The sequence below is a fragment of the Pantoea sp. DY-17 genome, from assembly GCF_019795975.1.
In the GTDB taxonomy this organism is placed as follows: Bacteria; Pseudomonadota; Gammaproteobacteria; order Enterobacterales; family Enterobacteriaceae; genus Pantoea; species Pantoea leporis.
Genome location: NZ_JAIMIG010000006.1, coordinates 115,766 through 136,831, shown reverse-complemented (window position 1 = coordinate 136,831; position 21,066 = coordinate 115,766). Strand labels below are relative to the sequence as shown.

At 56.7% G+C, this 21,066-nt stretch carries 16 protein-coding genes; 6 read left to right on the top strand and 10 right to left on the bottom strand.

The genetic code is table 11. The annotated features are described in order from the left end of the window. Positions 1 to 28: 28 nt before the first annotated feature. From malP to glpE, 4 genes are all read right to left on the bottom strand, one after another. Positions 29 to 2,434, bottom strand: coding sequence for a maltodextrin phosphorylase (gene malP / locus K5Y33_RS21510; protein ID WP_222235072.1), 2,406 nt, complete (start codon positions 2,432 to 2,434; stop codon positions 29 to 31). A gap of 175 nt (positions 2,435 to 2,609) precedes the next feature. Continuing rightward, positions 2,610 to 3,368 carry a DeoR/GlpR family transcriptional regulator gene (locus K5Y33_RS21505; protein WP_008107931.1) on the bottom strand — a complete coding sequence of 253 codons (759 nt, stop codon included), beginning with the start codon at positions 3,366 to 3,368 and terminating at the stop codon, positions 2,610 to 2,612. A gap of 42 nt (positions 3,369 to 3,410) precedes the next feature. Further along, positions 3,411 to 4,235, bottom strand: a complete 825-nt coding sequence (gene glpG, locus K5Y33_RS21500; RefSeq protein ID WP_101762788.1) for a rhomboid family intramembrane serine protease GlpG — start codon at positions 4,233 to 4,235, stop codon at positions 3,411 to 3,413. A gap of 32 nt (positions 4,236 to 4,267) precedes the next feature. Further along, a complete protein-coding gene (glpE, locus tag K5Y33_RS21495) occupies positions 4,268 to 4,594 on the bottom strand; it encodes a thiosulfate sulfurtransferase GlpE (protein WP_101762689.1) in 327 nt (108 codons plus the stop codon). A gap of 228 nt (positions 4,595 to 4,822) precedes the next feature. Between glpE and glpD the strand changes: the two genes are divergently transcribed. Further along, the gene (gene glpD, locus K5Y33_RS21490; protein ID WP_110867634.1) at positions 4,823 to 6,331 is read left to right on the top strand and encodes a glycerol-3-phosphate dehydrogenase; all 1,509 of its coding nucleotides are present in this window, start codon (positions 4,823 to 4,825) and stop codon (positions 6,329 to 6,331) included. A gap of 131 nt (positions 6,332 to 6,462) precedes the next feature. On the opposite strand, the gene iolE is transcribed toward glpD, so the two are convergent. From iolE to iolD, 3 genes are all read right to left on the bottom strand, one after another. Continuing rightward, positions 6,463 to 7,359: a myo-inosose-2 dehydratase gene (iolE, locus tag K5Y33_RS21485; protein ID WP_110867635.1), complete on the bottom strand. Its 897-nt coding sequence runs from the start codon at positions 7,357 to 7,359 to the stop codon at positions 6,463 to 6,465. Positions 7,360 to 7,424: 65 nt separating this feature from the next. Next, positions 7,425 to 8,438 (bottom strand): Gfo/Idh/MocA family protein, encoded by a 1,014-nt coding sequence (locus K5Y33_RS21480; RefSeq protein WP_217549901.1) that lies wholly within the window; start codon positions 8,436 to 8,438, stop codon positions 7,425 to 7,427. A gap of 68 nt (positions 8,439 to 8,506) precedes the next feature. Continuing rightward, positions 8,507 to 10,441: a 3D-(3,5/4)-trihydroxycyclohexane-1,2-dione acylhydrolase (decyclizing) gene (iolD, locus tag K5Y33_RS21475; RefSeq protein WP_192236966.1), complete on the bottom strand. Its 1,935-nt coding sequence runs from the start codon at positions 10,439 to 10,441 to the stop codon at positions 8,507 to 8,509. Between the two features lie 549 nt (positions 10,442 to 10,990). Here iolD and iolC point away from each other — a divergent pair. Together iolC and K5Y33_RS21465 are read left to right on the top strand one after the other, a co-directional pair. Beyond that, a complete protein-coding gene (gene iolC / locus K5Y33_RS21470; RefSeq protein WP_101762693.1) occupies positions 10,991 to 12,904 on the top strand; it encodes a 5-dehydro-2-deoxygluconokinase in 1,914 nt (637 codons plus the stop codon). A 331-nt stretch (positions 12,905 to 13,235) separates the two neighbouring features. After that, positions 13,236 to 14,081, top strand: a complete 846-nt coding sequence (locus tag K5Y33_RS21465; protein WP_101762694.1) for a MurR/RpiR family transcriptional regulator — start codon at positions 13,236 to 13,238, stop codon at positions 14,079 to 14,081. Between the two features lie 72 nt (positions 14,082 to 14,153). Here K5Y33_RS21465 and iolB read toward each other — a convergent pair whose 3' ends face one another. Together iolB and K5Y33_RS21455 are read right to left on the bottom strand one after the other, a co-directional pair. Continuing rightward, entirely contained in the window at positions 14,154 to 14,969 is an 816-nt protein-coding gene (gene iolB / locus K5Y33_RS21460) for a 5-deoxy-glucuronate isomerase (protein ID WP_222235071.1), read from the bottom strand. Between the two features lie 24 nt (positions 14,970 to 14,993). Beyond that, on the bottom strand, positions 14,994 to 16,499 hold the full coding sequence (locus K5Y33_RS21455) for a CoA-acylating methylmalonate-semialdehyde dehydrogenase (RefSeq protein ID WP_222235070.1): 1,506 nt from the start codon (positions 16,497 to 16,499) through the stop codon (positions 14,994 to 14,996). Positions 16,500 to 16,923: 424 nt separating this feature from the next. Between K5Y33_RS21455 and K5Y33_RS21450 the strand changes: the two genes are divergently transcribed. Continuing rightward, complete coding sequence (locus K5Y33_RS21450) at positions 16,924 to 17,739, top strand: TIM barrel protein (protein ID WP_222235069.1); 816 nt, start codon at positions 16,924 to 16,926, stop codon at positions 17,737 to 17,739. Positions 17,740 to 17,953: 214 nt separating this feature from the next. On the opposite strand, the gene K5Y33_RS21445 is transcribed toward K5Y33_RS21450, so the two are convergent. After that, positions 17,954 to 19,177 carry an MFS transporter gene (locus tag K5Y33_RS21445; RefSeq protein WP_222235068.1) on the bottom strand — a complete coding sequence of 408 codons (1,224 nt, stop codon included), beginning with the start codon at positions 19,175 to 19,177 and terminating at the stop codon, positions 17,954 to 17,956. Positions 19,178 to 19,403: 226 nt separating this feature from the next. Here K5Y33_RS21445 and K5Y33_RS21440 point away from each other — a divergent pair, with 226 nt between their 5' ends. Together K5Y33_RS21440 and K5Y33_RS21435 are read left to right on the top strand one after the other, a co-directional pair. Further along, entirely contained in the window at positions 19,404 to 20,117 is a 714-nt protein-coding gene (locus K5Y33_RS21440; RefSeq protein ID WP_101762698.1) for an ABC transporter ATP-binding protein, read from the top strand. Next, entirely contained in the window at positions 20,095 to 21,066 is a 972-nt protein-coding gene (locus tag K5Y33_RS21435) for an ABC transporter substrate-binding protein (RefSeq protein WP_222235067.1), read from the top strand. The genes K5Y33_RS21440 and K5Y33_RS21435 overlap by 23 nt, the downstream gene beginning before the upstream one ends.

The following is a 21,066-nucleotide window of genomic DNA, read 5'->3' as shown; positions in this document are numbered from 1 at the left end:
CGTGTCTCCAAAATCATCAATCGTGTCTTTATCGGGCCGCCTGCCAAATCCGCTGCTGATAATCGCGAATTGAACGGTCAGAACTGAAGCGGCCGGTGTGAGCGGTATTGAGGATCGCTGCGCGCGTCCAGGCGTCCGGGTTTTTCCACAACGCTTCCACCTGCTGCTGCGCGGCGATGTAGGCATCAAAGTCGGCCAGCACCAGCCAGGGATCGCCATTTTTGGTCAGGCTTTGCAGCATCAAATCAAACGCATGCTTATCGCCCTCGCTGAACTTGCCCTTCTCCAGCTCCTTCAGCAAACCATCCAGATAAGGATTCTGTTTACGCAGCTTTTTCGGGCTGTAGCCGCCCGCCTTCAGCGCTTTCACCTCATCCACGCTGTTGCCGAAGATAAAGATATGCTTCGCGCCCACCGCTTCAGCAATCTCCACATTGGCGCCGTCCAGCGTGCCAATAGTGAGCGCGCCATTCAGCGCCAGCTTCATATTGCCGGTGCCGGAAGCCTCATAACCGGCGGTGGAAATCTGCTCGGAGAGATCGGCGGCCGGAATCATCAGCTCTGCGGCGGTGATGCGGTAATCCGGGATAAACACCACTTTGAGGCGATCGCCGACGAGTGGATCGTTGTTGATCACCTCCGCCACTTTGTTGATGGCATAGATGATATTTTTGGCGAGGTAGTAGCCGGGCGCGGCTTTAGCGCCAAACAGGAACACGCGCGGCACGAAGTCAGGGTTATCCGGGTTGTCGCGCAGCTGGCGATAGCAGTGCAGCATATGCAGCAAACTGAGGTGCTGACGTTTGTACTCATGCAGTCGCTTAATCTGCACGTCAAACAGCGCATCCGGATTGATATCAATGCCGGTCACGCGCTTGACGTAGAGCGTCAGCCGCTGTTTGTTTTGCTGCTTGATGTCGCGAAACTGCTGACGAAACGCCTTTTTGCGGGCGAAAGGTGCCAGCCACGCCAGCGCATCGAGATCGTTGGTCCACTCAACCTGCAGGCTGTCATCGATCAGCGTCGCCAGCAGCGGATTACACTGTTTCAACCAGCGGCGCGGCGTGATGCCGTTGGTCACGTTATGGAATTTGTTCGGCCACAGCAGGTGATATTCCGGGAACAGATCTTTCACCACCAGCTCGGAGTGCAGCGCCGCCACGCCGTTGACGGCGAAACAGCTCACCACGCACAGATTCGCCATGCGCACCTGACCATCAGCCACCACCGCCAGCTTGTGCCAGATCGCTTTATCGTCTGGCCACCGTTGCTTCACTATCTTTTTCAGGCGGCGATTAATCTCACGGATGATCAACATATGCCGCGGCAGCAGGTCGCGCACCAGTTTCTCATCCCAGCGCTCCAGCGCTTCCGGCATCAGCGTGTGGTTAGTGTAAGCAAAAGTGCGGCTGGTGATATGCCACGCATCGTCCCAACTCAGTTGATGCTCATCCAGCAGCACGCGCAGCATCTCCGGGATGGCGATGGTGGGATGCGTGTCGTTAAGCTGGATCACTTCGAAATCAGGCAAAGTGCGAATGGCGCGCCCGGCGAGATGATGACGCCGCAGAATATCGCCCACCGCGCAGGCGCACTGGAAATACTGCTGCATCAGGCGCAGCCGCTTACCTTCGGCATGATTATCATTGGGATAGAGCACTTTGGTCAGCTTGTCGGCTGCAATGCCTTGCTGCTCGGCCTGCAGGAACTGGCCGTTGTTAAACGCGGTGAGATCGAACGGCTGCGCGCTGCTGGCTTTCCACAAGCGTAGCGGCAGCGTGATACCGTTGCGATAGCCCACCACCGGCAAATCCCAGGCTTCCCCTTTGAGCTGAATTTTAGGTCGCCAGCTGAGGCTGCCATCGTGGTTCTCTTTGACCTTGCCGCCGAGGCCTACCTGCACATCCAGCGCGGCGTTGTAGCGGAACCACGGATAGCGATCGCGCTGCCAGTCATCCGGCGCTTCCTGCTGCTGTCCGTCGGCAAACGTCTGACGAAACAGGCCGTATTGATAGTTGAGGCCGTGGCCCATCGCAGCCTGGCCGACGGTCGCCATCGAATCCATATAGCAGGCGGCCAAACGCCCCAATCCGCCGTTACCGAGTGCCGGATCCACCTCCTCTTCCAGCAGTTCGCTCAGCTCAACCTGATGTTCCGCCAGCGCGGCTTGCACTTCGTTATACCAGCCAAGATTGAGCAAATTGTTGCCGGTCAAACGCCCCAGCAGAAACTCCATCGACAGATAGTTGACGTGGCGCTGCCCGTGTTTGGCTGGCACAGGTGGCTGCGTCGCCAGCATTTCTGCCAGCACGCGGCTCAGCGCTTGCCACCATTGCTGCGGTGTCATTTGCTGGGCGGAAGTGAGTCCGAGATGCTGCCATTGGCGGGTGAGCGCGGCGTCGAAACGTGTTTTATTGAATTTTTGCTGCGACATATCAATCCCTTCGAGTCCGTTAACGGTAAAGCCGGGCGAGCGCAAGAGGTGAATGGATAAGTAAAGCTGGGGGCGCAGAAAAAAGCGACAGGGAAATGCAGGTGCGGTGAAAAAAATCGGTGCTGATTTTTGTAGCGGCGCGATTTATCGCGCAATAAATTGCGCCGCTACGGCATTAGCAAAGTTCGAGGTGAACTTCGTGCTGTTCAATCACTTTCAGCACGCTGGCCGGCGGGCTTTGATCGGTATACATGTAATCAATCAGGCTCATATTGCCGAGGTTGACCATCGCATTACGGCCAAACTTCGAGTGATCCACCACCAGCATCACGCAGCGCGAGTTTTCGATGATGGCGCGTTTGGTGCGCACTTCGTGATAATCGAACTCCAGCAGCGAACCATCCATATCAATGCCGCTGATGCCGAGAATGCCGTAATCGAGGCGAAACTGCGAAATGAAGTCCAGCGTCGCTTCGCCCATGATGCCGCCATCGCGCGTGCGCACTTCGCCGCCGGCGATAATCACGCGGAAATCAGGTTTCGCCATCAGCAGAATCGCCACGTTGAGGTTGTTGGTGACGACGCGCAGATTATTGTGATTGAGCAGCGCATGCGCCACCGCTTCCGGCGTGGTGCCGATATCAATAAACAGCGTGGCGCCATCAGGGATCTGGCTCGCCACGCGCTCGGCGATGCGCGCTTTCTCCGCCGACCACATCATTTTACGATCCTGCCATGCGGTATTTTCTGAGCTGGACGGCAGCGCCGCCCCGCCGTGATGGCGCATGATTTTGTTCTGATCGGCCAGGTCGTTCAGGTCACGCCGAATGGTTTGCGGGCTGACTTCAAAGTGATCCACCAGCTCTTCGGTACTGACATATCCCTGACGCCGGACCAGATCGATAATGGCGTCATGACGTTGCGTCTGCTTCACATCTCTCTCCTCGGCTCGTGGCCGCTTCTTTTATTGGTGCTGCTAACGACGCGTAATCTTACGCGTATCAACAAATGCCATCGCTAAACCCACCAGCAAGCCGGTGACGTGCGCGGCGTTGGCGATCGACAGACCAAATGCGCCGTACCAGCCAATCACCAACCATACGACCGCGAAGCCAATCAGGCCGCGCTCGAGATAAATACCACTTTCGGGATCGCGCTCGCCGCGCAGCCAGCAGTAACCCATCAACGCGTAAACCACGCCCGACAAACCACCAAACAGCACGCCGCTGAACTTGGCCTGCATCCAGCCGGTTAGCAGCGCCGAGATCAGCATAATCACAAACAGCTTGCCGCTGCCGAGACGCTTCTCGACCGCACCGCCGAGATACCACCACCACATCAGGTTGAACAGGATATGCAGCAGCGAGAAGTGCAGCAGCGCATGGCTAAACCAGCGCCACACCTGGAAATATTGCGAGGAATCCGCCGGCCAAGCCAGCCACTCCAGCGCCACATCATCACCGACGATCTGCATCAGGATAAACACCGCGATGCAGGCGATCATGATGGCCATGGTGAGCGGACCTGCGCGTTCGCGAATGCTCGCCCAGATATTAGTGCGCTCGTAGCGCAAGCCACTTTCGGTGTTGCCGCTATGCCAGCTGGCCGCCTGATAGCGCGGATGGTTGGGATCGCGCACGAACTGCGCGAGTTCGTTTTCGACCCTCTCCAGCTTGCTTTCGTCATCCAACATAATGACAAAGTGGCTTTCGCGCTCAATGCGTAGCGTCACGCCGCGAGTCGCCATGTAGTCGACAAACGCCTGCGCCATGCGCGGATTATTGAACTGGGTAATGCGCATCATGCGGTGATCTCCTTCCTTATGCGATGGGCTCAGGCGTCGCCGAGGGCAACCTGCGCCGGGAATGCCGCGCGCCAGGCATCAAATCCGCCGTCAATGCTGTACGCCGCGCTGAATCCCTGGCCCAGCAGGAACTGCGCCGCGCCTTTGCTGCTGTTGCCGTGATAGCACATCACCAGCACCGGCAAAGCCTGATTAGCGTTGGCGATGAAATCCGCCAGATTATCGTTGTTCAGATGTTGCGCGCCCGCCGCGTGGCCCATCATAAAGCTCTGCGGATCACGGATATCCACCAGCTGCGCACCTTGTGCCAGATGCTCTTGCGCCTGCAGGACATTAATACACTCGAAGGTTTCCATGGTGTCTCTCATTACTTCATCACGATTAGCGCCTAGTTTAACCTGAGAACGCGCCGCGATAACCTGACAAGTCCTGTGGTTATGTGATTTTTTTCCTGTCGGAATGTTAGCTATATCACGCAAAAATGTTTTTATTCAGTTAACCGCTGGCGTAGATGTTGGTTTCCGATTATTATTACGCTCGAAAACGAACATTTTAGAACTATTCCGAACATCGGAGGAGATGACGTGGAAACCAAAGACCTGATCGTGATCGGCGGCGGCATTAACGGAGCCGGCATTGCAGTGGACGCTGCAGGACGCGGACTGTCGGTGCTGATGCTGGAGGCGCGGGATTTGGCCTGTGCAACCTCCTCCAACAGCTCGAAATTGATTCACGGCGGCCTGCGCTACCTTGAACACTATGAATTCCGCCTGGTGGGCGAAGCGTTAGCAGAACGTGAAGTGCTGCTAAAAATGGCCCCGCACATCGCTTTCCCGATGCGCTTCCGTCTGCCGCACCGTCCGCATCTGCGTCCGGCGTGGATGATCCGCATGGGCCTGTTTATGTACGATCGCCTCGGCAAACGCACCACGCTGCCGGGCAGTAAGAGCCTGCGTTTTGGCGCGGATTCGGCCCTCAAGCCGGAGATCACGCGCGGATTCGAATATTCTGACTGCTGGGTTGATGATGCGCGCATGGTGGTACTCAACGCGCAGGAAGTGGAAAAACAGGGCGGCGAAGTACGCACCCGCACGCGCGTGACCCGCGCCTGGCGTGAAGCCGGTTTGTGGATGGTGGAAGCCGAAGATATCGACAGCGGTAAAACCTACACCTGGCGCGCCAAAGGTCTGGTCAATGCGGCCGGTCCGTGGGTAAAAGAGTTCTTCGACGATGGTCTGAAGCTGAAATCGCCGTACGGCATTCGTCTGATCAAAGGCAGCCACATCGTGGTACCGCGCGTCCATCGCGAAAAGCAGGCGTATATCCTGCAAAACGAAGATAACCGTATCGTGTTTGTGATTCCGTGGATGGATGAGTTCTCCATCATCGGCACCACCGACGTGGAGTACAAAGGCGATCCGAAAGACGTGAAGATCGATGACAACGAAATCAGCTACCTGTTGAACGTGTTCAATGGACACTTCAAACAGCAGCTGAGCAAAGATGACATCGTCTGGACTTACTCGGGCGTACGTCCGCTGTGCGATGACGAATCGGATTCGCCGCAGGCCATCACCCGTGATTACACGCTGGATGTGCATGACGACAATGGCCAGGCGCCGTTGCTGTCCGTGTTCGGCGGCAAGCTGACCACCTATCGTAAGCTGGCGGAACATGCGCTGGAGAAACTGACCAAATACTACCCGAATATCGGCCCGGCGTGGACCAAAAACGCGGTATTGCCGGGCGGGGATTTCTCCGGTTCACGCGAGGATTACACCGCCAGCCTGCGTCGTCGCTATCCGTTTATCAGCGAAGGGATGGCGCGTCACTTTGCGCGGACTTACGGCAGCCGCACCGAAGAGCTGCTGGCAGGCGCGAAGAGCATCGATGATCTGGGTGAAAACTTCGGTCACGAGTTCTACGAAGCCGAGCTGCGTTACCTGGTGAAAAACGAATGGGTACGCGAGCTGGATGATGCGATTTGGCGTCGTACCAAACAAGGTATGTGGCTGAACGAAGCCGAGCAGGCGCGCATTGCCGAGTGGCTGGCGGTCAACGCACAGAAACCGGCGTTGTCGTTAGCGTCATAATCTCAGCCAATTAAAAGGCCGCTATCCTGATGGGATAACGGCCTTTTTTTATGGAAAACAGCGCGATAAATCGCGCCGCTACGAATGCGTGTACATCCCGTAGCGGCGCAATGCATTGCGAGCATTTGCCCTTATAACCCCGCATTCTCGCGGATGTACTTACGCGCTTTTACCGCATATTCGAACGGATTGGCCAGCGCCGGATCCTGCTCCGCTTCCACCACCATCCAGCCTTTATAACCGTAATCATCGAGGATTTTGAACACCGGTTTAAAATCGATCACGCCATCGCCCGGCACGGTGAAAGTCCCCTTCTTCACGCCATCCAGGAACGACAGCGATTTCTCACGCACTTCGGCTACCACGCTGTCGCGCACGTCTTTCAGATGCACGTGGAAAATACGCGGCAGATATTTGGTCAGCACATCCAGCATCGCCTGCTGTGAACCTTCGGAATAGTAGATGTGGCCGGTATCGTACAGCAGGCCAACATTCTCATTGGTCGATTCCATAAAGCGGTCAATCTCGGCTGGCGTCTGAATGCCGGTGCCCATGTGGTGGTGCAGCGTCAAACGCATGCCTTTTTTCGCGGCGATCTCCGCCAGCTCGTTGTAGCCTTCCGCGGTTAAGCGCCACTCTTCATCGCTGAAAATCGGCTTCTGCTCCAGCACCGCCAGCGTGGTGCCCTGAATACTTTTGCTCTGCTCGGAGCAACCAATCACGCGCGCGCCCATCGCATGCAGGAAATTCATGTGATTGATAAATTCGTCGATGGTTTTCGCTTTGTCGCCGTTGGCGAAGAAGGTGCTGAACCACGCGTTGCAGATCTGAATGCCACGGATATCGAGCATCGGCTTGAGAATCGCCGGATCGCGCGGATATTTGCTGCCCACTTCGCTGCCGGTAAAGCCCGCGAGCGCCATTTCACTGACGGTTTGCTGGAAGGTGTTTTCGCTGCCCAGCTCTGGCATGTCGTCGTTAGTCCAGCCGATTGGCGCGATCGCCAGTTTAACGTTGTCTTTGTTCATGTTGTTGTCCCTGATTCACAGAGGCGGCCGCTGAGCCGCCGAGGAGTATTTAGCGCACAGCACAGTTATTTGGCGTAGAAATCCGGACGCGGCGGCATGGTTACCGGCTCAATCGCACCGCTGTTCTGCGCTTTGTGGCAGGCATCGGCGGCCACGGAGGCAGCAAAACCATCCCAGGCAGAAGGTCCGGTCAGTTGGCCGTCTTTCACGTCATTAATAAACGCTTGCAGCTCAACGTCATAAGCATCAATGAAACGGTCTTTCCAATCGGTTAGCAGCGGCACGCCGAGACGCGCGTTTTTGCGCGTTTGGATCGCCGAAGGCTCCGGCAGCTTAGCGATGCCCTCTTCGCCCACCACTTCACACTGAATGTCGTAGCCGTACGCGCAGTTAACGAAGATCTCCACATCAATGCGGATGCCTTTCTGCGTTTCGAACAGCACGATCTGCGGATCTTTCAAATTGGCATGAGACTTCGAGGTGGTACGCGGGAACACCACCTGCACGGTTTTGTAGTCGTCTTCGGTCAGCCAGCGCAGCACGTCCAGCTCGTGAATCAGGGTGTTGGTGATCGCCATGTCGGTGGTGTAATTCTCGCCGACGCTCTGGTTGCGGTGCGCGCAGTGCAGCATCAGCGGCTCGCCGATTTCACCGTCGGTGATCACTTTTTTCAGCGCGCGATAGCCGGCATCGTACGGACGCATAAAGCCCACCTGCACCAGACGTTTACCGTGTTTGATCTCGGCATCCACAATGCGACGGCAACCTTCAGCGCTCAGCGCCAGCGGCTTTTCACAGAACACCGGTTTGCCGGCCGCGATTGCCGCCAGCGTAAACTCTTCGTGGGTCGGATCCCAGGATGTCACCAGCACGGCGTCAACGTCTGGCGAGTTGATCACCTGATGACCATCCTGATACACCTCGGCTTCGATATTCAGACGTTGCAGCGCCGCGCGCGCCCCTTCCACGTTGATATCAGAAACCGCCACCACTTTCGCACCCTGCAAAACGTTATTGCAGCGACGAATATGTTCCTGACCAATTGCACCGGTACCAATTACACCGAGTTTGAGCGTCATAATTACACCTGTAGAGTCGGATAAGTTAGGGTAAAACAAGGCCGGAGAGCTCCGGCCTAAAAGAGGTTTTAATACTTACGGGCTTGTTCGATATGCACGTTAAGGTTGTCGGCCACTTCTTGCGTGCGCGTTGACGTAGAGGTTTGCGCCACGCCGACGTGCCACCAGCTGAAGTATTTGTGCACCATGGTTTTTGGCAGCACTTTGATGTCGAACAGCACGGAAACGGTCTGCTTCTGCGCGTCGATCAACGCGGCTTCCAGCTGTTCCAGCGTGGTAATGCGGTAGGTTTTGCAGCCGTAACCGCCGGCGATCGCCGCGAAGTCCACCGGCACAAAGCCGCCATCCAGCTTGCCGCCTTCCGGATTACGGAAGCGGAACTCGGTGGTGAAGCTGTCCATGCCGTGTTCCATCTGCAGGTTGTTGATACAACCGTTGGTCATGTTATCCAGCAGCACCACGTTGATTTTCGCCCCTTCCTGAATCGACGTGACCAGCTCGGAGTGCAGCATCATGAACGAACCGTCGCCAACCATGACGTAGACTTCACGCTGCGGCTGCGCCAGCTTTACGCCCAGCGCGGCATTCACTTCATAACCCATACAGGAGTAGCCGTACTCAACGTGGTACGAGTTGTAATCTTTGGTGCGCCACACGCGCTGCAGGTCGCCCGGCAGACTGCCCGCTGCCGCGACGATCACCGCATCCTTTGGGAGCTGCTCGTTTAAGGTGCCCAGCACGCTGCTCTGCGTCAGCACCGATTTCGTCAGGCGCTCAAACTCGGCAAACAGCGCTTCGCGATCGGCGTGGTCGGCGATTTCCGGAATGAAATCGTCGGTGTTATAGGTGGCGGCATAGACGCGCTGCGTCTCTTTCAACAGCTTGCTTTGCGACAGCTCAATCTGGCCGCCCCAATGGTTTTCGAAACCTTGCAGCCCGCTTTCCAGCGCGGTTAAACCTTCACGCGCATCCGCCAGCAGCTGCACCGCATCCAGCTTGTAGCTGTCGAAGTTGCTGACGTTGAGGTTCAGATAGCTGACGTCCGGATTCTGGAAAATCCATTTCGACGCGGTGGTGAAGTCGGTGTAACGCGTACCGATACCAATCACCAGATCGGCCTCTTTCGCCAGCAGGTTGGCCGCCAGGCAGCCGGTTTCGCCCACGCCGCCGACATTGAGCGGGTGATCGGAAACGATGGTGCCTTTACCGGCCTGAGTTTCGGCAAACGGAATGTTGAAGCGCTCGGCAAATTTCAGCAGCGCATCACCGGCGTCGGAATATTTCAGGCCGCCGCCGACAATGATCAGCGGCTTGTGTTTGCGCGCAATCAGCGCCAGCGCATCTTCTAATTGCGCGGCCGTTGGCAAGCGGCGATCCAGACGATGCACACGTTTCTGGAAAAAGTATTCCGGGAAGTCCCAGGCTTCGCCCTGCACGTCCTGCGGCAGCGCAATCGTCACCGCGCCGGTTTCTGCCGGATCGGTCAACACGCGCAAGGCGTTGATGCAGGCAGTCATCAGCTGTTCCGGGCGGCTGACGCGATCCCAGTATTTGCTCACCGCGCGGAACGCGTCATTGGTGCTGATGCTGAGATCGTGGCTCTGTTCGATCTGCTGCAATACCGGATCCGGTTGGCGCGTGGCGAACACATCGCCCGGCAGCAGCAGTAAAGGAATGCGGTTGGCGGTCGCGGTGGCAGCAGCGGTAATCATGTTGGCCGCGCCGGGACCGACCGATGAGGTACAGGCGATAATCTGACGACGCAGCGACTGCTTGGCAAAGCCAATGGCGGCGTGCGCCATGCCCTGCTCGTTACGGCCCTGATGCACCACCAGATCGCCGCTGTCCTGCTCCAGCGCCTGTCCCAATCCCAGCACGTTGCCGTGACCGAAAATGGCAAAAATGCCTTTCACAAATTTGGTTTCAACGCCGTCAACGTTCAGGTATTGGTTATCAAGAAATTTTACAAGCGCCTGTGCCGTGGTGAGTCTGATTGTGCCCATATGCTTCTTCCTTTACATGCTGGTACCTGCGGCGAGGTACATCGCGGTTCGGGTAAAAACTGCCGTTCACGGCGCCCGCGGATTAAGTGAAACGTGAGGCGATTATAAACAAATATTTTTTTCATTAAACACGATTACAGAAGAAACATTTCATTTTGCGATGGAGATCAAATTCAGCAATGAAACGTGGGCTGCGCAAGCCGCGAAAGGGGGAAAAGTGGAACAGTAACAGGTCATTTGCAGGTCATAACGAAATTTCATTTCACTTCAGTAGCTTCCTTGATTCGCCAGCACTTTCCTGAGACCTGGCTCACAAGCCTGACTATCACTGAAACTCCCGACGATTCCAACGCCGCTTTGCGGCCTGGTCAGAGTTTTACCTGGCTCACAAAATCGTGATGGATGTTTCATTTCATATTGAATTTGGAATTTTTATTCCTCATACTGCGACCAAAGCCAATCAGGCACCTTGAGAACCCGGAAGCAAAGCGCTCGACGTTGGGCGGCAGCGCCCGCAGTGTCTGCTTATCACAGAAGGAAACAATAGGTATGAGTACACAACAGAAGCGGCTTGATGTGATTTGTATCGGACGCATCGCCGTCGACCTCTACGGTCAGCAAATTGGATCACGCCTGGAAGATATGACCAGCTTCAACAAATATCTCGGCGGGTCTTCCGGCAACGTGGCCTACGGTACGGCGATCCAGGGCCTGAAATCGGCGATGCTGGCGCGCGTAGGTGACGAGCATAACGGCCGCTTTTTGCGTGAAGAGCTGCAACGTGCGGGCTGCAATACCGATGGCCTGATTACCGATAAGCAGCGCCTGACCGGGCTGGTGATCCTTGGGATCAAAGATGAAGAGAGCTTCCCGCTGATCTTCTACCGCGACAACTGCGCCGATATGGGGCTGGTGCCGGAAGATATTAACGAAGATTTCATCACCTCTTCACGCGCGGTCGCCGTCACCGGCACGCACCTTTCGCATCCGCAAACCCGCGCCGCCGTACTGAAAGCGCTGGATATCGCCAAACGCAACGGCCTGCGCACCGCGCTGGATATCGATTATCGTCCGGTACTGTGGGGATTGACCTCACTCGGCGACGGCGAAACGCGTTTCATTGAATCGGGCGAAGTGACGCAACAGCTGCAGGAAGTGCTGCACTATTTCGATTTGGTGGTCGGAACGGAAGAAGAGTTCCATATCGCCGGTGGCAGCACCGATACGCTGACCGCGCTGAAAAATGTGCGTCAATCGAGCCAGGCCACATTAGTGTGCAAACGCGGTCCGCTGGGTTGCGTGGTGTTTGAGGGCGAGATCCCGGATAGTTGGGAACAGACCAAACTGCAGAGCGGCGTGCGCGTTGAAGTGCTGAACGTGCTGGGTGCGGGCGATGCCTTTATGTCTGGCCTGCTGCGCGGCTGGTTGAATGATGAAAGCTGGGAGCAAGCGTGCCGTTACGCGAACGCCTGTGGCGCGCTGGTGGTTTCGCGCCACGGCTGTGCACCGGCGATGCCGACCAAAGAAGAGCTGGACGATTTCCTTAGCCGCGATAAAGAGGTGAAACGTCCGGATCTTGATGTACGTCTTAATCACCTGCATCGCGTCACCACGCGTAAACAGCAGTGGCCAGAGCTGAATGTGTTCGCCTTCGACCATCGCAAACAGCTGGCTGATATGGCACGCGAAGCGGGCGTCAGCGAAGCGCGCATCCCAGAATTGAAACTGCTGCTGCTGCGTGCCGCAGAAGAAGCGGCCAATGAAGCCGGCCTGAATGAAAAGAGCGGCATCCTCGCGGATACCACTTACGGCCAGAAAGCGCTGAACGCGATTACCGGTAAAAACTGGTGGATTGGGCGTCCAATTGAGCTGCCAAGTTCACGTCCGCTGCGTCTTGAGCACGGCAACATCGGCTCACAGCTGGTCGACTGGCCAGCCGAGCACGTGGTGAAATGTCTGGTGTTCTACCATCCGCACGACAGCGCGGAACTGCGTAAAGAGCAGGATGAGCTGGTGCTCGATGTGTGGAATGGCTGTAACAAGAGCGGGCACGAACTGCTGCTGGAGCTGATTCTGCCGGAGAGCAATCCGGACCGTAACGAATCCTACTATTACGACATGCTGAGCCACTTCTACAGCCTTGGCATTCAGCCAGACTGGTGGAAACTGCCGCCGCTGTCTGCCGAAAGCTGGCAGGCAATCAGCGGGTTGATCGAGCAGAACGATCCGCACTGCCGCGGCATTCTGCTGCTGGGCCTCGATGCCCCGGAAGAGACGCTGAAAGCCGGTTTCGCCGCCGCAGCGCAAGCGCCGTGGGTGAAGGGTTTCGCGGTAGGCCGCACCATCTTCGGCCAGCCGTCACGCCAGTGGCTGCAAGGCGAGCTGGATGATACAGCGCTGGTTGAGACGGTGAAAGGGAATTACCTGCGGTTGATCGGCTACTGGCGCGCTGTGCGCGGTTAAGTGCGAAGTTAGCTGGGAAAAAGCGGCCAATTGGCCGCTTTTTTGATTGTGCTCGCTGGCCCTCATCCTCGCCTTCTCCCGCCAGCGGGAGAAGGGACCGATCCAGCAATTGTTGAGTATTGAACGCGATCCGGTGTACCGCACAAGACGGTTCCCTCGCCCGCTTGCGGGAGAGGGTTAGGGTGAGGGGAAAACCTGCATATTCTGTGAGGCATTTCATAAACCGATGAAATAAGCGTCACGATGATGTCAAACAAATGAAATTTTCCATCCATCTGGTACTATAGCGCTCATTATCCAGCCATATTTTCTTTTCTAGCGGGCCGAAGTAATGACCAATAATCCAACGCAATTAACCTTGTTACAGGACGAGATCCGTCGTCGCTATGAGACGCTGAGCAAACGCCTGAAGCAGGTGGCTCGTTATATCCTTGATAACAGTAACAGCATCGCTTTCGATACCGTTGCTTCCATCGCACAACATGCCGATGTGCCGCCCTCGACGCTGATCCGCTTTGCCAACGCCTTTGGCTTCAGCGGCTTCAACGAAATGAAACAGGTTTTCCGTCAGCACCTGATGGAAGAAACCGTTAACTATACCGAGCGCGCACGTCTGTTCCGCCAGACCGCCACTGACGACAGCGCCACTTCACCTGAGAGCCCGGCCGAAATTCTCAATGTCTTCACCATGGTGAATAGCCAGGCGCTGCAACAGCTGGCGATGCAGGTGAATCCGGACCAGCTCAACCGCGCGGTGAAAATGCTCGATGAAGCCGAGAACATCTACATCATCGGCCTGCGTCGCTCATTCAGCGTGGCATCGTATCTGGTGTATGCGCTGCGCCATCTGGAGCGTCGTGCGTTCCTGATCGACGGCCTCGGCGGCATGTTCACCGAGCAGCTGAGCATGGTGAACCCGAAAGACGTGGTGATCGCCATCAGCTATTCGCCATACGCGCGTGAAGCGGTGGAGTTGGTTGAGTTGGGTGCCAAACGTGGCGCGCATCTGATTGCCATCACCGACAGCCAGGTCAGCCCGCTGGCCGCCTTCAGCGATGTGTGCTTTGTGGTGCGTGAAGCGCAAGTGGATGGCTTCCGTTCGCAGGTCGCCTCGCTGTGTCTGGCACAGACGCTCGCCGTGTCGCTGGCGCTGAACAACAACGTGCCCAGCGAATAATCTCTTCGCAGAGTCGACCAGCTAACAAAAAAGGGCAGCCACCTGGCTGCCCTTCTTACATTGATGTGCAATCTACGAACGCGGATACTGGTCGCTGTTCACCCAGGCGTGATCCTTCTCCCAGGTAAATTTCCACAGACGTTTTGGACCCGCCATCACGTTGAGATAGTAGTTATCGTACCCGGCAATGGTTGCCACCGGATGATAGCCACGCGGCACCGTCACCACATCGCGGTTATACGGCGCCATGCACTCGTCGAGTGAACGGTCGTCGGTATACACGCGCTGCATGGCGAAACCTGGCTCAGGATCGAAACGGTGATAGTAGGTCTCTTCCAGATAGGTTTCGTCCGGGCTGTTTTTCTGGTCGTGCTTGTGGCTGGGGTACGAACTGGTCGCGCCTTCGTCGGTGTAGACTTCCACCACCAGCAGGCTGTCGGCCTCTTTATTGTCCGGCAGAATGTTGTGCACCAGACGCTGATTACGCCCTTTACCACGCTGCTCAACACCAACGTCTTCCGGCGCAATCAGTCGCGCCGGCAGGTTGCCGCTGCTCGGTGCATTACACACCGCCAGCTCAAGGTCGCTATCCGCATACACTTCCACTTCATCGTTATGCGGCACATACACCGAATAAGGTGGAATGCGTTCAAACGGCGACAGACGCTTGCCGAGATTTGGGAACTCCGCATGGCGGGTTTTCACCGATGCAAAGCCCGCTACCAGCACCAGACACAACTCTTTGTCGCCGCTACTCAGCTTCAGGCTCTGCCCTTTTTTCAGCAGATAAGCGTCGAAGCCGACATATTCCCAGCCCGCGCTTTCCGGCGTGACGTGCTGGATGCGGCCGTTACTGTCGGGTTTTTGCGCTTTCGAAATCAGAGACATCCTGTTCCTCCTTGTTGAGCGAAATTAGCCCAGCGTCGGCATGCTGAACTCAGATACGGTCTGCTGGCCGCTCGGCCAACGCACGGTGGCGGTTTTCATGCGGGTGTAGAAACGCACGCCGTCTGGACCGTGCACGTTCAGCGCACCAAATACCGAACGCTTCCAGCCGCCGAAGCTGTGGAACGCCATCGGAACCGGAACCGGCACGTTAACGCCAACCATGCCAGCTTCGACGTTTTGCACGAACTCACGCGCGGTGTGGCCGTTGCTGGTGAAGATGGCGCTACCGTTACCGAATTCGTGGCTGTTAACCAGCTGCAGTGCGCTGTCGTAATCGCTGGAACGCATGATGCTCAGCACCGGCCCAAAGATCTCTTCGCGCCAGATAGTCATATCCGACGTCACATTGTCGAACAGCGTGCCGCCAACGTAGTAACCTTCTGCATGGCCAGCAACCCGTATGCTGCGGCCATCAACCACCAGCTTCGCGCCTTCCTGCTCACCTTTGTCGATGTAGCCCAGCACTTTCTTCTGGTGCGCAGCAGAAACCACCGGCCCCATTTCATTCTCTTCGGCACCTTTCTGGATGCCAGGACCGACGCGCAGCGCTTTGATCAGCGGCGTCAGACGCGCAATCAGTTTGTCTGCGGTGTCATCACCCACGGCAACCACAACGGGCAGCGCCATGCAGCGTTCACCCGCTGAACCAAACGCGCCGCCCATAATGGCGTTCACGGTGGCATCGAGATCGGCATCGGGCATCACGATGGCGTGGTTTTTCGCCGCGCCAAACGCCTGCACGCGTTTACCGTGGGCGCTGGCAGTTTTATAGATGTGCTCCGCTACGCCGGAAGAACCCACGAAGCTGACTGCGGCGATGCGCGGATCTTTGTACAGCTGCTCGGCATCTTCGTTAGACGAATGCACCACGTTGAATACGCCATCCGGCAGGCCCGCTTCTTTCAGCAGTTCGGCCATGCGCACAGATGCAGAAGGATCCAGCGCCGGTGGCTTGAGGATAAAGGTGTTGCCGCACGCCAGCGCGATGGGGAACATCCACAGTGGCACCATCGCCGGGAAGTTAAACGGTGTGATACCGGCGACAACGCCGACCGGCTGCATCAGCGAATAGCTGTCAACGCCGGTGCCCACGCTCGGTGAGTTCTCACCTTTAATCAGATGTGGAATACCGCAGGCATACTCGATCACTTCGATACCGCGCGTCAGTTCACCCAGCGCATCGGACCACACTTTACCGTGCTCAGACACGATCAGTGCCGCCAGCTCTTCGCGGTGTTTTTCCATCAGCGCTTTAAAATTGAACATCACACGGGCACGACGCAACGGCGCGGTTTTCGACCATTCCGGGAAGGCGGCATGCGCGACTTCAATCGCCTTTTCCACTTCAGCGGCGGTGCTCTGCGTCAGTTCACGCACGACTTTGCCGGTCGCCGGATCGTACACGGGAATGGTTTCATTGCTGGCGCTGTGGGTAATTTTGCCGCCGATAAAGTTTCCTACGATAGTCATGTCGTTGCCTCTTAGATGTGAAGTTCCCTGCAGATAGCCCGTTCGAACCGCGACGCTGCGTGTGCAGGCAATACTTAAAGCGTGCTATGAAGCTATCGTAATGAAATGAATTTTTCAAATACTTCTTTTTAGAAAATTTCCTTTTAGCGGCATGGATCGCATTTTTTCCGCCTGCGCTGACAGCCGGGTGTCAATCAGCCCGTAGCGCTGCACTGCTGGTGCTAAAGGCTCACCAAACCGCTCTGCCGCTAAGCCGTTGCCCGCACCGAATTTATGTCTGAAATCCAGCTTCCCCATGCAACGCGAAACGAAATATGAAATTTTTGCGAGGCAGATCCAATATCTGATATTTCATAATTCAATAATAATGAAATAAATGTTCTCTTTGCAGCACCTAATCCGTATCCGTTTACAGGAGCCGCACATGGCCATCGATCCGACCCGTTTCTGTATTAACCGTAAAATTGCGCCCAGGCTAACGCTGGAAGCCTTCTTTCAGCTGGTGCAACGCCTGGGATTGAGCAAGGTTGAACTGCGTAATGACATGCAGAGCGGCAAGGTAACCGATGATCTCAGCGCGGCGCAGCTGCGCGCGCTAGCGGATAAATACCATATTGAAATCGTGACGATTAACGCGCTCTATCCGTTTAACCGTGCCGATGAGTCGCTGCTGGCTAAAGCCGACGCGCTGCTACAGGAAGCTCGGGCCATCGGCGCAAAAGCGCTGGTGATGTGTCCGCTCAATGAAGGGATTGAGATTTCGCCCCAGCAGACGCTGGAAGCGCTGCAGGTATTGGCGCCGCGCTTTGAAAAGTATGGCATTCAGGGGCTGGTTGAACCGCTGGGCTTCCCGGTCAGTTCGCTGCGCTCGGCGGTGCAGACGCAGCAACTGATTCAGCAAGCAAAAGTCCCGTTCAAGGTGCTGCTCGATACCTTCCATCATCACCTGTATGAGAACGCCGAAAACGAGTTCCCGCAGGAGATTGATATCAACCATATTGGTCTGGTGCATTTATCCGGCGTGGAAGATACCCGCCCAACGGCGCAACTGACCGATGAAGAACGCATCATGCTCAGCGACCGCGATGTGCTGAACAGCGTGGCGCAGGTGAAACGTCTGGAGATGTTGGGCTATAAAGGCATTTACGCATTTGAGCCGTTTGCCTCATCGCTGGAGACGTGGAATACCGCTGAGATTGAACGCCAAATTCGCTACAGCATCGAGTTGCTGCAAGCCTGAAAACGCACCCTTATCTGTGTCTAATGACACATTTTGTTAGTGTTGGCCTCGGTCGGAGGCCTTTTTTTCATACCCGTCATATTTTAAGCCATAGCTGCGTTGGCTGCCCGTGCTCACCCCAGTCACTTACGGGCGTAAGCTCCTGGGGATTCTCACGCTTGCCGCCTTGCTCTGACTTAAACTATTTAGGGTATGCCTGAGTTCAATAGCAAAATTATGCGTTCTCCTTAACCTCCACCATCGGCTCTTCCGGCATCCGCTTAATCATCCTCAGCGTACAAAACAATGCTAAACACACCAGCAGTGCGGTGAGGAAATAGACCAGCGACACGCCGGCATAACTCATGATGAAACCGGCGATCGGGCCGGTGATGCCCAGCGATAAATCCATAAACGCGGTATAGGTGGCGAGCGCGCTGCCCTGATTCTGCTGCGGCACCACTTTCACCGCCACCACGCCAATCGCCGGGAATACCAGCGAGAAACCCGCGCCGGTGAGGAACGCGCCCATCTTCGCCATCCACGGGTCGAATGAACCGGCCACCAGAAACAAGCCTATCGCTTCTACCGCAAAGCAGATACTCGCCACGCGCAAACCACCGAGCTTGTTGATGGCATTCGGAAACAGCAGACGCGTGCCGACGAACGCGGCGCTGAACATGGTCAACGCGAAGGCGGCGCCATCCCAACCTTTATCCTGATAAAACAGCGTGATAAAGGTGGCGATCACGCCAAACCCGGCGGAACCCATCGCCAGAATCAGGCCGAAACCATACACCTTGCTCAGCACGTCACGGAACGGCAGCGGCTTGGCTTTGCTGCCTCTCACTGATGCGCGCGGCAGCGCCAGCGCAATTGCCAGCACACAAATGGCAATGATGATGCTGGAAAGCAGCAGCAAGCCGCCGCTGCGGAAAATCACCACGCCGAGCGGCGCACCAATCGCCATCGCGCCATAAGTGACAATGCCGTTCCACGAAATTACCCGGCCAATATGCAGCGAACCGACGCGCGCCACGCCCCACAGCGACGTACCGGTGCCGGAAAAACTCTGTCCGATGCCGAGAATCACGCGCCCCAGACACAGCAGCACCAGGCTCAGCACGCCCTGCCCATCGCTGAGCGCCGACAGCAAAATACAGATGCCGCTCAGCAAGCATCCCACCAGCCCCAGCACCACCACTTTTTTCGGCCCCCACAGATCGGCATAGCGTCCCGCGTGTGGGCGACTGAGCAGCGTGGCGATGTATTGCAGGCTGATCACCAATCCGGCCCAGAAGGCGTTGTAGCCCAGTCCGTCATGGACAAAACCGGGCAGCACCGCCAGCGGCAAGCCGATGGTGAGATAGCTGGCAAAGTTGAACTTCACGATGGAAAGGATCAGTAAATTGAGGCGAAAACGACCGTGTTCAGGTGCGGCGGCAGGCGAGTCAGGCATGAGTGATTGCGCTCGTGGGTGACGGAATTTTTATAACAAGAGGATAACTATACGCCATTTGGTTTTATCCGCATCAGTGAAATGCCCAGTTTTATGGTCATCATTTCGTCATATCGCGCTCGTAGACTCGCCCCCAATCAAATCCCAAAGAGGATAACAATCTGATGACGCCCCTGATTTCTCAGGCGCGCGTGCGTAACGCTCACGCCTTCGCGGGAGGTGGCCGATGACGCATGCCGCGCTGCCTATTGAACTGAAAAATCTCAGATGGTCGGTGGATAACCTGACTATTCTGCACGATCTCTCCCTGACCATTCCCGCAGGCGAAATTCTGGCGCTGCTCGGCCCGAGCGGCTGTGGCAAAAGCACGCTGCTGAAACTGCTGGCGGGTTTGTTGCAGCCCACCGCCGGCGAACTGTGGATCGGCCAACGCTGCGTGGCCTCACCGCGCCACTGTGATGCGCCGGAAAAACGTAACCTTGGCATGGTGTTTCAGGATTACGCGCTGTGGCCGCACATGTCGGTGGCGCAAAACGTCGCCTTTCCGCTGCGTATGCGCGGCATGAAAAAAGCCGCCGCGCGGCAACAGGCCGATGCCGCACTGGCGCAGGTGGGCCTTGAGGATTTTGGCGATCGCAAACCGGCGCTGCTTTCAGGCGGCCAGCAGCAGCGCGTGGCGCTGGCGCGCGCGCTGGTGGCGAAACCGGCCATTCTGCTGTTCGACGAACCGCTCTCCAACCTCGACCGCGACCTGCGTGAAACTCTGGTTCACACCATGGCGGATTTGCTGCGCGCGGCGCGCATCACCGCTGTTTACGTTACGCACGATCGCGACGAAGCCAACACGCTGGCCGACCGCATCATTCACCTGGCGCAGGGCCAGATTGTTTCCGTTACTCACCTCTCAGGGGACTGCAATGCCATCTCTCAAGTCAGTTAAAACAGGAGCCATCAGCGCGATGATGTTGACTTCCGCCATCATGATCAACGACGCCCAGGCGCTGACGGTATACACCGCCGGTCCGGGTTCGCTGTCGAAAAGTCTTGCCGCCGGATTTGAAAAACAGACCGGCATCAAAGTGAATATTTTCCAGGCCACCACCGGCAAAGTGATGGCGCGTCTGGAAGCGGAACAGGCCAATCCACAGGCCGACGTGCTGATCTCGGCTTCGTGGGATACCGCCGAAGATCTGCAACAGCGCGGCTGGCTGCTGCCGTTCAACAGCGCCAACGCGGCGAAGGTGCCGAATCAGTTCAAAACCGCCAACTATGTCGCGCAGGGCATTTCCGCGCTCGGCATCGTGTGGAATACGCAAAGCAACACGCCAGAGCCGAAAACCTGGCAGGATCTCACCGCGCCCGCCTTCAAAGATAACGTCACCACGCCGGATCCGGCGCTGTCTGGCGCGTCACTCGATCTGCTGATTGGCCTGCAAAACAGCGAAGGCGAAAAAGCCTGGCAGCTGTTTGACCAGCTGAAAGCCAACGGCATGGTGATGAGCGGCCCCAACGCGCAGGCGGTGACGCCGGTGCTGCAAGGCGCGAAAGCGGCGGTGTTTGGCGCGGTCGATTACGTCACCTATAACAACATCGCGCAGGGCGAGAGCGTGAAGGTGATCTTCCCGGAAAACGGTACCGTGGTCGCGCCGCGTCCGATGATGATCCTGAAAAGCAGCCAGCACCCAGACGATGCGAAAAAGTTCGTTGATTACGTGCTGTCAGATGAAGGTCAGGAGCAAGTGGCGAAAGCCTGGCTGATGCCGGCGCGTACCGATATCAAAGCGCAACGTCCGCTGTTTACCGAGATCAAGTTATTGCCGACTAATCAGGATGGCAGCAGCGAACGATCGGCGGTGCTAAAGCGCTTTGGCGCCCTGTTCGGACAATAA

Bases quoted from the DNA above. Each gene is read 5' to 3' on its own strand.
- malP (WP_222235072.1), bottom strand. From the start codon at position 2,434: ATGTCGCAGCAAAAATTCAATAAAACACGTTTCGACGCCGCGCTCACC.
- glpG (WP_101762788.1), bottom strand. From the start codon at position 4,235: ATGCGCATTACCCAGTTCAATAATCCGCGCATGGCGCAGGCGTTTGTC.
- glpE (WP_101762689.1), bottom strand. From the start codon at position 4,594: ATGGAAACCTTCGAGTGTATTAATGTCCTGCAGGCGCAAGAGCATCTG.
- iolE (WP_110867635.1), bottom strand. From the start codon at position 7,359: ATGAACAAAGACAACGTTAAACTGGCGATCGCGCCAATCGGCTGGACT.
- K5Y33_RS21480 (WP_217549901.1), bottom strand. From the start codon at position 8,438: ATGACGCTCAAACTCGGTGTAATTGGTACCGGTGCAATTGGTCAGGAA.
- iolD (WP_192236966.1), bottom strand. From the start codon at position 10,441: ATGGGCACAATCAGACTCACCACGGCACAGGCGCTTGTAAAATTTCTT.
- iolC (WP_101762693.1), top strand. From the start codon at position 10,991: ATGAGTACACAACAGAAGCGGCTTGATGTGATTTGTATCGGACGCATC.
- K5Y33_RS21465 (WP_101762694.1), top strand. From the start codon at position 13,236: ATGACCAATAATCCAACGCAATTAACCTTGTTACAGGACGAGATCCGT.
- iolB (WP_222235071.1), bottom strand. From the start codon at position 14,969: ATGTCTCTGATTTCGAAAGCGCAAAAACCCGACAGTAACGGCCGCATC.
- K5Y33_RS21455 (WP_222235070.1), bottom strand. From the start codon at position 16,499: ATGACTATCGTAGGAAACTTTATCGGCGGCAAAATTACCCACAGCGCC.
- K5Y33_RS21450 (WP_222235069.1), top strand. From the start codon at position 16,924: ATGGCCATCGATCCGACCCGTTTCTGTATTAACCGTAAAATTGCGCCC.
- K5Y33_RS21445 (WP_222235068.1), bottom strand. From the start codon at position 19,177: ATGCCTGACTCGCCTGCCGCCGCACCTGAACACGGTCGTTTTCGCCTC.
- K5Y33_RS21440 (WP_101762698.1), top strand. From the start codon at position 19,404: ATGACGCATGCCGCGCTGCCTATTGAACTGAAAAATCTCAGATGGTCG.
- K5Y33_RS21435 (WP_222235067.1), top strand. From the start codon at position 20,095: ATGCCATCTCTCAAGTCAGTTAAAACAGGAGCCATCAGCGCGATGATG.